Here is a 15,163-nt window from a genome sequence, read left to right as displayed (position 1 = left end):
GGCGCCCGGCCGCCCCGGGGCGGCCGATTTGGCGTTGTCCGTGAAGCGCGGTACCGTTGGCCACAGCGACGCGGGGTGGAGCAGTTCGGTAGCTCGCTGGGCTCATAACCCAGAGGTCGCAGGTTCAAATCCTGTCCCCGCTACCAAGGTGCCCGAGGCACGGCCGTGGCCCCCACGACACGTGGGGGCCACGGTCTTTTCCGTCCCTAGGAGCGGCGGGCCGACGAGGACCGCGACCCCGCGCCCACGGACCGTCGGCCGAGGAGGACCCCCAGTCCGACCATGCCGACGGTCAGCAGGAAGTGCAGCCAGTTGTCGGCGGTGTTCAGCGGCACGAAGTTCGCCGCCGAGTCCTCGCCGACGAACAGGCCGTACAGCCACAGCACCAGGTAGACCAGGCCGCCGCCGATCAGGAAGGCCCGGGCGGCCGCGGCGGACCGGGCCATGGCCACACCGACGACTCCGAACAGCAGGTGGACGATGTTGTGCAGGACCGACACCTGGAACAGGCCCAGCAGCATCGCCTCGGAGTGGTGCCCGGCGAACCGCATCTGGCCGTAGTCGGTCGTGATCCCGGGGATGAACCCCAGGAGGCCGATGAGCAGAAAGACCGCTCCGAACGCGAGCGCCGCCTTCTGGACCGGGGTGCGCAGGACCGAGGATGCGCGGTCGGCTCCGGGAACTGACATCTGCTTCTCCCTCACTGTGCTGGGCGGCCGTCCGCCGTCGCGTGCGGACCGGCCGCCGGGGGACGGCACGCGTCGGACCCGTCTGGTCGGTGTCCGGCGGGGCCGGGGCGAGGCCCGGGAGCCTGCCGTCCCTCGTACCGGCAGGCCTCCTCTACCCGGAGGAGGAGCGTTATGCGGCCCGGAGGACACCGGCGGCGCAGGAGGTTGCTGATTTGCGTCAACCGGAGACAGCATCTAATCTGATGAACACAGCGACGCGGGGTGGAGCAGTTCGGTAGCTCGCTGGGCTCATAACCCAGAGGTCGCAGGTTCAAATCCTGTCCCCGCTACTCGGATCCTCGGGCCGACCACGCAGCAGCGTGGTCGGCCCGAGGTGTGTCCGGGGCCGGTCACGGGCCCGGAATGCGTCGGGGTCCCGCCGGGGTCACTCCTCCTCCGCGGGGAGGATGCGCCCCTCGGACATGGTGACCGTCCGGTCGGCGCGGGCGGCCACCTCGGGGTCGTGGGTCACCACGATCACGGCGGTGTTCCGGGAGCGGGCGTGGTCGAGCAGTTGGTCCATGATCATCGTGCTGCTCGCCTTGTCCAGGGCGCCCGTGGGCTCGTCGGCGAGGATCAGCGCGGGGTTCAGGCTCAGCGCCCGCGCCAGCGCCACCCGCTGCTGTTCACCGCCGGACAGTTGGTGCGGCTGGGAGGAGAGCCGGTCGCCCAGCCCGACCGACTCCAGCAGCTCCCGGGCGATAGCGCGGCGCCGTACCAGCGGCACCCCCGCCAGCACCAGGGGGACGCTCACGTTGGCCAGCGCGCTGCGCCGCTCCAGCAGGTGGAACTGCTGGAACACGAACCCGATCCGCTCGTTGCGCAGCCGGGCGCGCTGCCCCTCCCGCAGCCGGGTCACGTCGACGCCGTCGAACACGTGCTCGCCGGAGTCCGCGCTGTCCAGCAGGCCGATGATGTTGAGCAGCGTGGACTTGCCCGAACCGGACTGCCCGACCACGGCCACGACCTCGCCCCGGGCGACCTCCAGGGAGCAGCCCTTGAGGACGTCGATCCTGGTTCCCGAGACCGTGAAGCTGCGCCTCAGGTCGTGGACGCGCAGCAGCGGCCCGGTCGGGGCCTCCTGCTCCTCGGGGGCGAAGAGAGCCTCCACCGGATCACTCCTCCAGCATCCAGGAGTCCAGGTCCTCGTAGTACTCGTCCTCGGTGACGCCGGACGGGACGTCGAACTCCTCGGCCAGCGGGATCGGGTCCATGACCAGGTCGCCGGGGCTCAGCCCGGAGCGCACCTCGATCTCCTCCCCGTCGGAGACGCCCAGCTCGACCTCGCGGACCTCGGTCGTCCCGTCCTCGAGGACCACGAGCACCTCGCCCGAGTCGACCGTCCCCCGCACCGCGGTCATGGGGACGACCAGCGCGTTCTTCGCCTTGTCGGTGACGATGGAGAGCTGGCCCCGCATCCCGGAGAACACCCGCATCCCGTCGGGGACCCGGCAGGCCAGTTCGAGGCCCCCCTCCGAGCCGCCCGTCTGGTCCGCCGCGGCGCCGCCGGCCTCCCCCGAGGCGTTGTTCGAGGGCGACCCCAGCGACAGGAACTCGCACTCCTCGGGTGCCGGCCCCCGGTCGATCTGCAACAGGATCTCCTCGGGCTCGTCGTAGAACAGGTAGAGGTCGTTGGCCGGGACCGTAGCCACCGCGCGGAACTTGTTCTGGGTGATCTGGGCGACCTCGCCGGGCTCCACCGGGTCGCCGACCGCGAGGTCGCCCAGACCGGAGACCGTTCCGCTGGCGGGCGCGCGGACGACCCTGGTGACCGGGGCGGGCTCCGCGTCGTCGTCTCCGGACGCCGCCCCTCCCTCCACGGTGAGGGTCAGGATGGGGGCGCCCTGTTCGACGCTCTGCCCGTCGGTCAGCCAGACGCGCGCCACGGTCCCGCCGGTCCGGGTCTTCACCGCGACGCCCGGTTCCGCGGCGATCACGGCGTCCAGCACCACCCGGGACTCGATGTCGGCGCGCCGCACCTCCACCGGCTGCCCCTCGGGGACGATCTGGAGTCCCAGGGCTTCCTCCTCGGGCGGCGTGGCGGTGAGGGAGTACAGCGTGTAGCCGCCGAATCCCAGGCCGCCCAGCAGCACGGCTGCGGCCACGCCGAGGATGATCCACTTCTTCACGTTCCCACCGTTCCTATTCCCGCAGGCCGGCCACCACGGACGCGCGCAGCGCCCGCCACGCGGGGATGATCCCGGCCAGCAGACCGACGAACGCCGCGCTGGCCAGTCCCACCAGGGCCGCCTCGGGCGGTACGAAGACCGACACGTCAGAGGGCAGGTACGGGGAGGCGAGGACGTCGACCACCCACGCGCCCGCCAAACACAGCGTGAGAGCGATCGCCCCGGCCACCACCGAGACGACGACCGCCTCGGTGACGACCGCGACGAACAGGGTCAGCGAACTCGCGCCCAGCGCCCGGTAGGTGGCGAGTTCCCGGCGGCGTTCCCGGACCGTGACCAGGCCGACGTTGAGCACGCCCAACAGCCCGGTCAGCAGGGTGATGGAGGCCACTCCGAGCAGCCCCATCGACAGGTAGCCGAGCATCTCGTCGACCGCCTCGGAGTCGTCGGACCGCCAGACGGACACGAACTCGTCGATGTTCTCCGTCGGGGCTCCCCAACGCCAGGACGCCGACGCCAGGCGGTACAGGAAGGAGTCGGGGTCGGCGTCGGTCGGAGGAACCAGGACGCTGTAGCTCAGCATGAGCGGTTCCTCGGAGGAGGACAGCGAGGACATCAGCTCCTCGGAGGCCGGAGAGCGCAGCAGGTAGAGCTGAGGATAGGACTCGAAGGCGCTCGTCTCCACCACCCCGACCACGCGGGCGGACAGCCAGCGCCGGGTGCCGATCTCGACGTCGGTGACGTCCCCCAGGAGACCGGCCAGCTCCTCGTTGACCACCAGCACCGGGACGAGGGACTCCTGGTCCTCCTCGGTGAACCAGCGCCCCTGCACGATCTCCAGCCGGCGGATGTCGCTCAGCGAGGCGTCGACGGCGGCGAACGCGACGTCCGGGACCGGTGTTCCGCCGCTGCGCACCACGGGGCCGCTGATCCAGGTGCTCAGCGACACCACGGTGCCGCCGGCGCGTTGCAGGTCCGCCTCGAACGCCTCCAGGTCCTCCAGTTCGGCCATCAGGTCCACCTGGAAGGTGGCGGCCCGCCCGGCGACGGACTCGCTGTAGGCCTTCGCGTAGCGCTCCCCGAGGTCGCCGGCCGTCACCACGGTGATCAGGGCGCCGATGCCGACGACGATCCCCGCACACGACAGGATCGTGCGGGCCACGTTGGCGCGTGAGCCCGCGAACGCCAGCACGAGCCCAGCGGTGATGGAACGCAACACGTCGGGGAAGACCTTTCGCAACCGGAGTGCGAGGAGAAGGCGAGACACGCGGGAGTACGGCGTGGTCGAATCGCTGCGGCCGGTGACGGCCCGGGGTACGAACCAGGGTAGTGGACCGTGTGCGGTATGTGCCGTTAGTGGCCGGTGGTGGCCACTATGACGGAGACCACCCGTTTCCTCCCGCGGGGCGCTCAGGTCAGCCGCAGCGGGGTGGGACCGCCGTTGAGCTGGGTGAGCACGGCGTCGTGCAGCACCCCGTTGCTGCAGACCAGCGGTCCCCCGTCGGTGAACGGGCCGCCGCGCAGGTCCGTCGCCCGCCCGCCGGCCTCCTCCAGGATGAGCGGGAGGGGAGCGGCGTCCCACAGCGACAGCTCCGGTTCCATGGAGATGTCCACGGCCCCCTCGGCGACCATCACGTGCGACCAGAAGTCCCCGTAGGCGCGGGTCCGCCACACCGATCTGGTCAGGTCCAGGAAGTAGTCCAGGCGTTTCTGCTCCTCCCAGCCGGTCAGGGAGGAGAACGACAGCGACGCGTCCTCCAGGCGGGACACCGCCGACACCCGGCAGCGGGTGGCCTTGGTGAGGCTGCGCCCGGTCCAGGCGCCGCCGCCCTTCGACGCCCACCAGCGGCGTTGCAGCGCGGGAGCCGACACCACGCCCACCACGGGCTCGTTGCCCTCCAGCAGCGCGATCAGCGTCGCCCACACCGGGACGCCGCGCACGTAGTTCTTGGTGCCGTCGATCGGGTCCAGCACCCAGCAGCGGGAGCTGCGCCCGGTCCTACCGTACTCCTCGCCGAGCACCGCGTCCCGGGGACGGGCGCGCGAGAGCACGGAGCGCAGCGTCTCCTCGACGGCCCGGTCGGCTTCGGTCACCGGGGTCAGGTCGGGTTTGGTGTCGATCTTCAGATCGAGGGACCGGAAGTGCCGGAGCGAGAGATCGTCCGCAGCGTCGGCGAGGACGTGAGCAAGACGCAGGTCATCATCAAAGGCCGCCATGGCCGGTAACGCTACCGTTCTTTACCCGGCGGAAGCCATGCCCGCCCCGCGTGGCGCGCCGCGGACTCAGCGCTCGGCGTCGCCCTCCCGGCTGAGCAGCAGCCGACGGAAGGAGGCGACCCGGTCGGCGCGGAGCCGACCCGCGGCCAGCCAGTCGTCCAGCGCGCACCCGCCGTCCAGGTGGGAGCAGTGGTGCGCGCACTCGTCGATCGCCTCCGCCAGGTCGGGGAAGGCCACCACCAGGTCGTCGGGGGCGACGTGGGCCAGCCCGAAACTGCGCACCCCCGGGGTGTCGATGATCCAGCCGTGGTCGAGCTCGCTCCGGTCGAGGGCGCCCTCGCGGGCCGCACGGAGCCGCTCCAGGCTCTCGGCGTCGGGCGGGGCGCCGAACGGCAGCGCCACCGCCGAGGTGGAGGTGTGCCGGCCCCGCCCGGTGACCGCGTTGACCCGGCCGACCGCCCGCTGCGCCTCGGGCACCAGCAGGTTCACCAGCGTCGACTTGCCCACTCCGGAGGGGCCGACGAAGACGCTGATCCGGCCGGTCAGGCGGGAGCGCAGCTCGGAGAGGTCGCCGTCCTTGCGGGTCACCACCCAGCGCAGGCCCAGCGGCGCGTAGATCTCCACCAGCGGGTCCGGGGGCGCCAGATCGGACTTGGTCAGGCAGAGCAGCGGCTCCAGCCCGGCGTCGTAGGCCGCCACCAGGCAGCGGTCGACGAACCGCGGCTGCGGGGCCGGATCGGCCAGCGCCACCACGATGACGAGCTGGTCGGCGTTGGCGACGATCACCCGCTCCACCGGGTCGGTGTCGTCGGCGGTGCGGCGCAGCACCGACGTGCGCTCCTCGACCCGCACCACCCGCGCCAGCGTGCCGGGGCGGCCGGACAGGTCGCCGACCAGGGCGACGACGTCGCCCACGACGATGCTGCCGCGGCCGAGCTCGCGGGCCTTCATGGCCACCACCGAACGGTCGCCCACCAGGCAGCGGTACCGGCCGCGGTCCACCCCGGTCACGAACCCGAGCTGGGCGTTCTCGTGCTTGGGGCGTTTGCGGGTGCGGGGCCGCGAGCCGCCCCGGGCCCGCACCCGTACGTCGTCCTCGTCGATGTAGCGGCTGTCCCTCAAGAGGCGACCTCGCTCCACAGGGCGGGGAAGTCCGGCAGGGTCTTGCCGGTGGTGGCGATGTTCTCCACCTCCACCCCGGGCACCACGAGTCCGATGACCGCACCGGAGGTCGCCATCCGGTGGTCGTCGTAGGAGTGGAACAGGCCGCCGTGCAGTCGGCGGGGACGGATGACCAGGCCGTCGGGGAGCTCCTCGGCGTCGCCGCCCAGCCGGTTGATCTCGCGGACCAGCGCCGCGATCCGGTCCGTCTCGTGCCTGCGCAGGTGCGCGATGCCGGTGATGCGCGAGGGGGTGGACGCCAGCGCGGCCACGGCCGCCACGGTCGGGGTGAGTTCGCCGACGTCGCGCAGGTCGGCGGTGATGCCGCGGACCTCTCCGGTGCCGTACAGGGTCAGCCCCTCGTCGGAGAACTCCACGCGGCCGCCCATCTCGGTGAACAGGGAACGCAGCGCGTCTCCCGGCTGGGTGGTGCGGCGCGGCCAGTCGCGGACCGTCACCCGGCCCCCGGTGACCAGGGCGGCGGCCAGGAACGGCGCGGCGTTGGACAGGTCGGGCTCGACCGCGATCTCGGCGACCCGGATCGGCCCCGGCGCGACCCGCCACACGTCCGGGACGGAGGTGTCCACCTCGACCCCGGCGTCGTGCAGCATCGCCACGGTCATGTCCAGGTGGGGCTGGGAGGGGACCGGCGGACCCTCGTGCCGCACCTCCACGCCCTTGGTGAAGCGGGCGCCGCTGAGCAGCAGGGCGGAGACGAACTGGGAGGAGCCGGAGGCGTCCAGGGTGACGGTGCCGCCGGGCAGCTCGCCCCGGCCGCGGATGACCATGGGCAGCGCGCCGCGCCCGCCGTCGTCGATGTCGGCGCCGAGCGCGCGCAGCGCCCCGAGCAGGGGGCCGACGGGCCGCTCCCGGGCCCGCGGGTCGCCGTCGAAGGACACCTCGCCGCGGGCCAGCGCGGCCAGCGGCGGCACGAACCGCATCACCGTCCCGGCGTTGCCGACGTCCACCGAGGCGGGACCGGTCGGCGGCGCCGGAGTGACCGCCCAGTCCCCGTCCGCCTCAGCCACCGTGATGCCGAGCGCGCGCAGTGCCCCCGCCATCAGGACGGTGTCGCGGCTGCGCAGGGGGCGGCGGACCACGCTGGGGGTCTCGGACAGCGCGGCCAGGATCATCGCGCGGTTGGTCATCGACTTGGAGCCGGGCAGGCTGACCGTGGCGTCCACGGGACGGGACACGGTCGGGGCGGGCCAGTGCGACGCGGTTTCAGCCATGCCTGAAGGGTATCCGGGGAACGCGGCACCCCGGGAGCCGCGCACGTCCGGCCGGGACGCCCGGCCCCGGCCGACGGGTGCGGGGCCGCCGGGAGCGGGAGGCCGCGGACCGGCCTCAGCGCCGCGGCCGCGGGATCCGCACGGGGGAGCGGCGGCGGGGCCGGGAGGAGGCCGTGCGGAGCTGCCCGGCCGTGCGGGAGGCCCGGCAGCGCGGCCGGGAGGGGCGCCGTTTCGGCTCGGTGGCCGACAGCACCAGCGCACCGAACAGGCTGAGGTCCTTGACCACCTCCGAGCGGCGCCGACCGCGGTCGGCGGGGTCGCCCTCGCGCGCCTCGCGCAGCCCGGCCAGCACGGTCGGCACCGACTGCACCGCCAGCAGCGCGCAGGCGGTGCGCGGCGCGCGTCCGGCCAGCAGCAGCGCCCCTCCGGTGACACCCAGCACGCCCTGGAGCCGGGCCAGCGACTCCGGGGCGTCCGGCACGCTCGGCCAGCGTTCGGCCAGGCCGCGCACGACCGGCGCGAGCTGCTTGGCGCGCGGAAGGGGATCGCGCAGGAGGGCGATCCCCTCCAGGACGAACGGGACGGCGAGCAGGCGCCGGGCCTGGCTGCGTAGGCGTAGTGCTCCCACGGTGTCTCTCCTCGCACGGACAGGACGGAGCCCCGGTGCGCACCGGGGCGACGGACACCGCTCTACCCGAACCGTCCGGGAACATCCGTGCACGCCGGGCGAGTGGGAACAGAGGTTGCCGGGTTTTTGACCGAATGTCACCGCACGCTCCTAAGCTGAAGGCATGTGCGGTCGGTACGCGCTGGCGCGCGGCAGCAGCGAGATCCAGCTCGCCTTCGGCTTCACCGAGACGGAGGCCCTGGCCCCGGAGGCGGAAGCCCCGCGGGCGTGGCCGCCACGGGAGGAGCTCGACCCCGACTACAACATCTCCCCGGGCAAGTACGCCTACGCGGTGCTGGGCCGGGCCCCGGGGGAGCCGGACACCGGGCAGGCCGGACCGCGGCACCTGGCCACCCTCCGCTGGGGCCTGGTTCCGTCCTGGGCGAAGGACGCCGCCGTGGGCTACCGGATGATCAACGCCCGCGCCGAGACCATCGCGGAGCGGCCCGCCTTCCGGGCGGCGTTCGCCCGGCGCCGCTGCCTGCTGCCCGCCGACGCCTACTACGAGTGGCAACTGCTGCACGCCTCCGGCGAGGCGCGGCCGGGCACCTCCCCGGCCACCGACCCCCGCCACCGGGAGCGCAAGGCCAGGACGCGCAAGCGCCCGTTCGCGGTCCGCTACGCCGACGGCGCCCCGCTGGCCCTCGCCGGGATCTTCGAGCGGTGGCGCAACCCGGAGCTGCCCGAGGAGGACCCCGCGGCCTGGCTGTGGAGCTTCGCGGTCGTCACCACCCAGGCCGCGCCCGAGCTGGCGCACATCCACGAGCGCATGCCGGTGGTCGTGGGGGAGCAGGACTGGGAGGTCTGGCTGGACCCCGAGGCCGCTCCCGACGACCTGTTCTCGGTCCTGGACTCCACGCCTGCGGCGGACTTCACCGTCTACGAGGTGGGACCCGAGGTGAACGCGGTGCGCAACAACGGCCCGCGCCTGCTCGCCCCGGCCGGTGCGGAATCCGAAGGCGGTTCGGCCACCCTGTTCTGAGAGACAGCGCCGACAAGCTTTTTACCAGGATTTTCCCTTCGGTTGTGAACTGCGGAAACCGTGGGGCCGAGCCGTGCCGGAACGCCTCTGGGACGGCGGTGACGGTGGAATCCCGGACAGCGGACCAGTAGGGTGGCCACGCCCGGCGGAGCGGCTCCGCGGGTCGCCGGTTCGTGTGTGCGGAAGTCGGCGGCGGAGCCGTGCGGGCAGCCGCGCGGCCCGGTTCCGGTCTTTCAGCGGTGGACCGGAGCCGGGCCGCGGCCAGGGCTCACCGCGGTTTCCTGGCGCTGGCCAGCAGGTGCATGCTGCTGGCGTCCTCCGCGGAGTCCGCGGCCTTCAGTTCCATCTCCACCAGCCGGTTGAGCGACCGGGGGTGGTCTCCCAGGACCTTCTCCACGGTGGAGGCCGACAGCACGGTGCGGGGCTTGATCCACTCCAGTTCCAGGCCCGCCTCGGTGAGGAGCTCGCTGAGCTGCTCACCGGTGAAGCAGCGGGTGATGGCGCCGTTCGGCCAGGGCACCAGGAGCACGTCGGCGTTGGGCGCGTAGCTGAGTTCGGGCCAGCAGTCCTGCTCGGCGAGCACGGCCATGCCCAGCACCACCGAGTCCACGCACAGCAGGGCGCGGCCCCCGGGGCGCAGGACCCGGGCGATCTCGGTGAGGCACGCCTCGGCCACCAGGTGCTGGGAGAGCACCCGGTTGTCGGCGATGACGCCGTCGAACACCTCAGAGGCGAAGCCGGACAGCAGGGCGGAGTCGCCCACGACCGAGCAGAGGCGGCCCGGACGGCGGTCCGGCCGGACGGGGGCGTGCCCGTTGACCAGGGTCAGTGTCCGCTTCGGCGCCGCGTCCACCGAGGGCAGCAGGGTGACCACGTCGTGTCCGGCGGCCACCGCGCGGGAGGACGCCCGGTATCCGGGGCCCGAGAGGTCGAGGAGGCGCCCCGGTTCGCGGGGCAGCCAGCGGGTGAGCTGGGCGGTGGCCACCGCCCAGTAGAACCTCCAGTAGGTCGAGGGCGAGTCGGCCGTCGCGAAGCGGACCGGGGTGAGGCGGGAGACCTCAGAGGCGGCTGGTGGCCGTGGTGTCGCAGGCTGGGGTGCGGAACCGGTGAGACGCACGCACACTCCTCTCCTGTCCGGTGGGCATGGGGCACCCAGTTCCCCGGGCGACCGCGCCCCGTACGCAGGGCTGGTCCGCTCTGCCGGGACCACGCCGAGCGTCGCCGCCTGGGGCGTCTTCCCCCCACTTTCGCACGATGTGTCCGGCGTATACAGCCAATACCGCAAGAATTTTGTCGGTGTCGTGCACGGCGTCGTCGGCCGGACCGCGGCGGACCAGGAATCAGGCCGCCTCCGGTGTTGTTCCTATCCACGTCATCGGGAAACAACCCCGGGGTGCGGACGGGAGTGCGGCCTGCGGGGCGGCGCGGGAGTGGTTGATGTCAGTCTCCACGGGAACCCTGGAACGGAAGCGGGTCGCGGACGGGTCCGGCCCGGCACGTGTCCGGCTCGGACCGCTCCCCACGTATGGTGAGGTTGCGGTTGCCGCGAGGGAGGACCGTGCAAGGAGGCCGACGGGGTTGAGTCAGAGGCAGGAGACCATCGACGAGCGGGCGGCTCGGTTCGAGCGGGACGTCATGCCGCTCCTGGACCAGTTGTACTCGGCCGCGCTGCGCATGACGCGCAACCCGGCGGACGCCGAGGACCTCGTCCAGGAGACGTTCGCGAAGGCGTTCGGGTCGTTCCACCAGTTCAAGGAGGGGACGAACCTCAAGGCGTGGCTTTACCGCATTCTCACCAACACCTTTATCAACTCCTACCGCAAGAAGCAGCGCGAACCGCGGCAGGCCGGAACCGAGGACGTCGAGGACTGGCAGCTCGCCCAGGCCGCCTCGCACACCTCCAGCGGACTGAAGTCCGCGGAGGCCGAGGCGCTGGAGCACCTTCCCGACACCGACGTCAAGCGCGCCCTACAGGAGTTGCCGGAGGACTTCCGTATCGCGGTCTACCTGGCCGATGTCGAAGGCTTCGCCTACAAGGAGGTCGCTGAGATCATGGACACTCCGATCGGCACCGTGATGTCCCGGCTGCACCGTGGCCGACGTCAGTTGCGCTCCCTGTTGGAGGAGTACGCCCTGGAGCGCGGTTTCCTCTCCGCCCCGGCGAGGGAGTCCGTGGTCGCGGCGAATGGTGGGAAGGACCGACGATGAGCTGCGAGGAACCGCACGCCACCCCGTGCAGTGAGGTGCTGGACAAGGTCTACGCCTACCTCGACGGCGAGCTCGAGGAGGCCAACTGCGAAGAGATACGGCAGCACCTGGAAGAGTGCGCGCCCTGCCTCCAGGAGTACGGGCTGGAGGAAGCGGTGAAGAAGGTCCTGGCCAAGTGCTGCGGCTGCGATCCGGCTCCGGCCGGGTTGCGGACCAGGCTGATGCGGCAGTTGGAGCAGGCCCGATTCGATATGCGTGAGCGCGAGACGGTGGCCGAGTAGCCCGCCGAGTTTCCCGGGGGACCGGGGGCGTCGTCCGGATAATCCGGGAGGCGCCCCCGGTCCTGCTTTTTCCAGGCTCTTTTGCGCTGGTTATCAGGGCGAAGGGGGCGGTGCCGGAATCTGGTGGCGTTCCGGTTCGCAGGCGGACAGCCGGGGCGCAGAGGCGAAGAACCCGAACATGAGGTTAGGGGTGGACCGATTCTTAACCATAAAGTTACTCTCGGTTACTGAGAGTGATACTTGCAGGTCTGGTTGGATTGCCTCGCCGTGGGGAGTGGCGATCGCAAGGGTGATATTGCGTTACCTTTAAATAGGAGGCCAGTTGCGGAGCGTTACTCGGCCAATTACGAATTAGGTTCGTAATTCCGCAGTCTGGAAAGACGGTCGCGGTTCTTTGGTGTCCCCTGGAGTGAGTTCGGGGTGATTGAATGCCGCACGTCGTGATTGCCGTTAAACTGGCCGCCACATCCCCCTCAGGGAGGAAATTTCATGCCTTCGATGGCAAGGTGAAAGCGCGGGGGCGCTTGGAAAGGTGGGGATAGGGATGTTCTCGTTGTTCAACGGCTTCATGCTGCACCTGGCCGCCGTGGCCATGTTTGTCACGACGGTTACCGGATGGACCTGGTGGTAAGTCCGGATCTCTGGAACCATGACGGAACGGTCGGCAGCAAGACGAGAAGGAGCGGGAATTGCGTGCCCTACCCGTGGCCGCGCGGTTGTACGTGGGCCTTGTCGCGCTCGGCGCCGCCACCGTCATACTCCTGGGAGTGCTCCTCGGCCCCATAGCGGAGGTCGACCTGGACACTCTCCTGCTCCTGGCGATTCTGTTCGTGATCGCCGAATCGATCGCCACGATGGTCGACAGCGGCAAGACGGGGATCTCGCCGGCCTCGGCGGCCTCGCTCGCCGCTGTCGTCCTGGTGGGGCCGGTGGGCGCCGCCGTCGTCGGCATCGCCTCGGGGCTAGTCATCCGGAGGCAGGACCTCGTCAAGCGGCTCTTCAACGGAGCGCAGTTCGTGGTCGCCGGATACGCCTCGGGGACGGTGTTCCAACTCTTCGGAGGGAGGATGGGAGTCCCGGACCCCGGGGCGTTCCCGTGGATCATCCTCCCCTTCACCGGAGCGGTCCTGACGTTCTCCCTGTGCAACACACTGCTCATGACCGGGCTGATGTGGTCCCTGGGGGAACTGCGCCTGAGACGTCCCCGGCACGTGCGGTGGCGGCCGCTGGCCACCCTGGAGCTGTCCTCCATCGGCTACGCCATGCTCGGCCTGTTCATCGCCGCCATCTGGGACGCGGTCGGACCGTTCGCCGTGCTGCTGGTGCTGCTCCCGCTGTTCATCGCGCGGTGGGCCTTCGACCAGTACGTCTTCCAGCAGCGCGCCCACGACGCCACCCTGGCCGCACTGTGCCAGGCGGTGGAGACCAAGGACTACTACACACGGGGCCACTGCATGAGAGTGGCCAAGGCCGCCGCGATGATCGCGGAGGAGCTGGGCATGTCCGCGGAGCGCGTCCAGACGATGCGCTACGCGGGCATGCTCCATGACATCGGCAAGCTCGGTGTGCCCACCAAGATCCTGCAGAAGGCGGGGAAGCTCACCGAGGAGGAGTTCGCGGCGATCCAGTTGCACCCCATGCGCGGCTACGAGATCGTGCGGGAGATCGACTTCCTGGACGAGGCGCTGGTCGGGATCCTGCACCACCACGAGCGCATGGACGGCGGCGGCTACCCGATGGGCCTGGCGGGCGAGGACATCCCCGAGGCCGCCCGCCTGGTCTCGGTGGCCGACGTGTTCGACTGCCTGACCTCGACCCGCTCCTACCGCACCGCGTGGAGCGCCGAGGACGCCATCGCGGAACTGCGCCGGTGCGCGGGCACCCAGTTCGACCCGCGCATGGTCGAGGCGCTGGTCCGCGCGGTCGAACGGGAGGGCTGGGAGGTGCCCGACCTCGTCGAGCCGCTGTCGGAGGAGTGCGAGGCCCGCGCGGCCCGGACGCCGCAGAACGGCACCGGCGCCAGGACCGGGGAGGCCCCGGCCGACGTCGTGCCGGCGGGCGCCGAGCCCGCCGCGCAGAACGGCGCCGGGGCCGACGTCACGGTCGGAGCGGTGGAAGAGGCGGCCGGATCATGACGAACAGCACGTCGACCGCTCTGCCGCGCAGAACCGGGGGCGCCCACGGCAGACAGTGGCGGGCCGTCGGCTGGACCCGGCCGCTGCTGATCGGGGCCGCCCTGGCCGCCGCCGCGGGATCGCTGCTGTGGACGGCGGCCGTGAGCGGTTTCGAACAGCCCCGGATCACCCTGGCGTTCGGGGTCCTGGTCGCGGTGGGGGAGTTCGCGCGCATCACGCTGCCCGGCGGGCGCGAGGTGGCCCCCGTCGCCGCAGCCTCGGCCATGTCCTACGCCTTCCTCTTCACCATCGCCGGTGAGCCCGTCCTCCACTCGGGATTGCAGGTCGTGGCGGTGGTCGCGGTCGGCATGGCCCTCGGGGAGCTGCCGCACATCATGGTGGGCCGCCCGCCCCAGTGGGGCGACCTGGCCCGCAGGATGCTCAGCGTCGCGGTCATCGCCCTGCTGTTCAAACCCCTGGTGGCGCTCGTCGACCTGGACGGGCCGCTGTGGTGGATGGCCCTGGTGCTCATGGCGGTGATCGTGGTGGTGGTGTGGGCCGCCGACTCGGTGGCCGCCGCGGCGATCCGCGCCGACCGCCTGCGGACCCGCTTCGTGGTCACGGTGCGCGACGAGATGCGTGCCCAGGTGGCCATCGGCATGGCGGTGGGGGCCTCGGCCATCCTCATGGCCCTGTCCGTCCACGTCATGGGACTGACCACGCTGCTGGTGTTCATCGCCCCGCTGCTGGTCACCGAGGTGGCCTTCCGGCGCTACGCCCAGATCCGGCGCACCTACCTCCAGACGGTGCGGGCGCTGTCCCGGGTCACCGAGGTCGGCGGGTACGTCGAGCCCGGGCACTCCCGCCGGGTCAGCCGCCTGGCCCAGGGGATCGGCTGCGAGCTGGGGATGTCGGAGTCGGAGCTGCTGGAGCTGGAGTACGCCGCGCTCATGCACGACATCGGCCAGCTTTCGCTGCGCGACCCCATTCCCAGCGGGGCCACCGTGCTGGCCTCCCCCCGCGAGCAGTCCAGCATCGCCGAACTGGGCTCGGCGATCATCCGCGAGACCGGGGTGCTCGACGGGGTGGCCGAGCTGGTCCGCCGCCAGTGGGAGCCCTACACCGGCGACGGCGACGCGGGACCGCCCCCGCTGGGCAGCCGGATCATCAAGGTGGCCAACGCCTTCGACGACCTGGTCGGCGACTCCACGGACCGCGACCGCGTCGAGGCGGTGCTACAGCGGCTGCGCATGGACACCGGACACGAGTACGACCCCATGGTGGTCGAGGCGCTGGCGACCGTGCTGCAACGGCCGCACCCCTCCCGGCGCGACGACTGAGGCCCAGCCCCGCGCCCGCGGCGGGTGCGGGGCGCGTTCCGGGGGCAGGGGAACGGAAGGCGTCCGCCGCCGCGCCGGGGCGCGCGGCGGCCGCACCGCCGGGC

General features: G+C 71.7%; 14 protein-coding genes and 2 tRNA genes. 7 read left to right on the top strand and 9 right to left on the bottom strand.

Annotation, left to right across the window (positions count from 1 at the left end; translation table 11 throughout):
• Positions 1-69: 69 nt before the first annotated feature.
• Positions 70-146: transfer RNA gene (locus AC529_RS02570), tRNA-Met, on the top strand.
• A gap of 60 nt (positions 147-206) precedes the next feature.
• Here AC529_RS02570 and AC529_RS02565 read toward each other — a convergent pair.
• Entirely contained in the window at positions 207-689 is a 483-nt protein-coding gene (locus AC529_RS02565; protein WP_068753299.1) for a DUF4383 domain-containing protein, read from the bottom strand.
• A 255-nt stretch (positions 690-944) separates the two neighbouring features.
• On the opposite strand from AC529_RS02565, the gene AC529_RS02560 reads away from it, so the two are divergent.
• Positions 945-1,018 (top strand) — tRNA-Met (locus AC529_RS02560).
• Between the two features lie 95 nt (positions 1,019-1,113).
• On the opposite strand, the gene AC529_RS02555 is transcribed toward AC529_RS02560, so the two are convergent.
• The 7 genes from AC529_RS02555 to AC529_RS02525 form a co-directional block, all read right to left on the bottom strand.
• Positions 1,114-1,839, bottom strand: a complete 726-nt coding sequence (locus AC529_RS02555; RefSeq protein WP_068753298.1) for an ABC transporter ATP-binding protein — start codon at positions 1,837-1,839, stop codon at positions 1,114-1,116.
• A 4-nt stretch (positions 1,840-1,843) separates the two neighbouring features.
• On the bottom strand, positions 1,844-2,857 hold the full coding sequence (locus tag AC529_RS02550; RefSeq protein WP_068753297.1) for an efflux RND transporter periplasmic adaptor subunit: 1,014 nt from the start codon (positions 2,855-2,857) through the stop codon (positions 1,844-1,846).
• Between the two features lie 13 nt (positions 2,858-2,870).
• Complete coding sequence (locus AC529_RS02545) at positions 2,871-4,076, bottom strand: ABC transporter permease (protein WP_068753296.1); 1,206 nt, start codon at positions 4,074-4,076, stop codon at positions 2,871-2,873.
• Between the two features lie 191 nt (positions 4,077-4,267).
• Positions 4,268-5,074, bottom strand: coding sequence for a histidinol-phosphatase (gene hisN, locus AC529_RS02540; protein ID WP_068753295.1), 807 nt, complete (start codon positions 5,072-5,074; stop codon positions 4,268-4,270).
• A gap of 66 nt (positions 5,075-5,140) precedes the next feature.
• The gene (gene rsgA / locus AC529_RS02535; protein ID WP_068753294.1) at positions 5,141-6,196 is read right to left on the bottom strand and encodes a ribosome small subunit-dependent GTPase A; all 1,056 of its coding nucleotides are present in this window, start codon (positions 6,194-6,196) and stop codon (positions 5,141-5,143) included.
• The gene (aroA, locus tag AC529_RS02530) at positions 6,193-7,467 is read right to left on the bottom strand and encodes a 3-phosphoshikimate 1-carboxyvinyltransferase (RefSeq protein ID WP_068753293.1); all 1,275 of its coding nucleotides are present in this window, start codon (positions 7,465-7,467) and stop codon (positions 6,193-6,195) included. The genes rsgA and aroA overlap by 4 nt, the downstream gene beginning before the upstream one ends.
• Positions 7,468-7,582: 115 nt before the next feature.
• On the bottom strand, positions 7,583-8,095 hold the full coding sequence (locus AC529_RS02525) for a DoxX family membrane protein (RefSeq protein ID WP_068753292.1): 513 nt from the start codon (positions 8,093-8,095) through the stop codon (positions 7,583-7,585).
• Positions 8,096-8,258: 163 nt separating this feature from the next.
• Between AC529_RS02525 and AC529_RS02520 the strand changes: the two genes are divergently transcribed.
• Positions 8,259-9,116 (top strand): SOS response-associated peptidase, encoded by an 858-nt coding sequence (locus AC529_RS02520; RefSeq protein ID WP_068753291.1) that lies wholly within the window; start codon positions 8,259-8,261, stop codon positions 9,114-9,116.
• 268 nt (positions 9,117-9,384) lie between these two features.
• Here AC529_RS02520 and AC529_RS02515 read toward each other — a convergent pair whose 3' ends face one another.
• Entirely contained in the window at positions 9,385-10,233 is an 849-nt protein-coding gene (locus AC529_RS02515; RefSeq protein WP_068753290.1) for a methyltransferase domain-containing protein, read from the bottom strand.
• A 461-nt stretch (positions 10,234-10,694) separates the two neighbouring features.
• Between AC529_RS02515 and AC529_RS02510 the strand changes: the two genes are divergently transcribed.
• The 4 genes from AC529_RS02510 to AC529_RS02495 all read left to right on the top strand — a co-directional run bounded on the left by AC529_RS02510 (position 10,695) and on the right by AC529_RS02495 (position 15,059).
• Complete coding sequence (locus AC529_RS02510; RefSeq protein ID WP_068753289.1) at positions 10,695-11,324, top strand: sigma-70 family RNA polymerase sigma factor; 630 nt, start codon at positions 10,695-10,697, stop codon at positions 11,322-11,324.
• The gene (gene rsrA / locus AC529_RS02505) at positions 11,321-11,605 is read left to right on the top strand and encodes a mycothiol system anti-sigma-R factor (RefSeq protein ID WP_068753288.1); all 285 of its coding nucleotides are present in this window, start codon (positions 11,321-11,323) and stop codon (positions 11,603-11,605) included. Before AC529_RS02510 ends, rsrA begins: the two co-directional genes overlap by 4 nt.
• A gap of 716 nt (positions 11,606-12,321) precedes the next feature.
• Positions 12,322-13,740 carry an HD-GYP domain-containing protein gene (locus AC529_RS02500; protein WP_083947980.1) on the top strand — a complete coding sequence of 473 codons (1,419 nt, stop codon included), beginning with the start codon at positions 12,322-12,324 and terminating at the stop codon, positions 13,738-13,740.
• Positions 13,737-15,059 carry an HD-GYP domain-containing protein gene (locus AC529_RS02495; protein ID WP_068753286.1) on the top strand — a complete coding sequence of 441 codons (1,323 nt, stop codon included), beginning with the start codon at positions 13,737-13,739 and terminating at the stop codon, positions 15,057-15,059. The genes AC529_RS02500 and AC529_RS02495 overlap by 4 nt, the downstream gene beginning before the upstream one ends.
• Positions 15,060-15,163 lie beyond the last annotated feature (104 nt).

It is taken from the genome of Thermobifida cellulosilytica TB100 (assembly GCF_001517975.1).
Classification (GTDB): domain Bacteria; phylum Actinomycetota; class Actinomycetes; order Streptosporangiales; family Streptosporangiaceae; genus Thermobifida; species Thermobifida cellulosilytica.
This window is presented reverse-complemented; position numbering and strand designations above follow the sequence as displayed.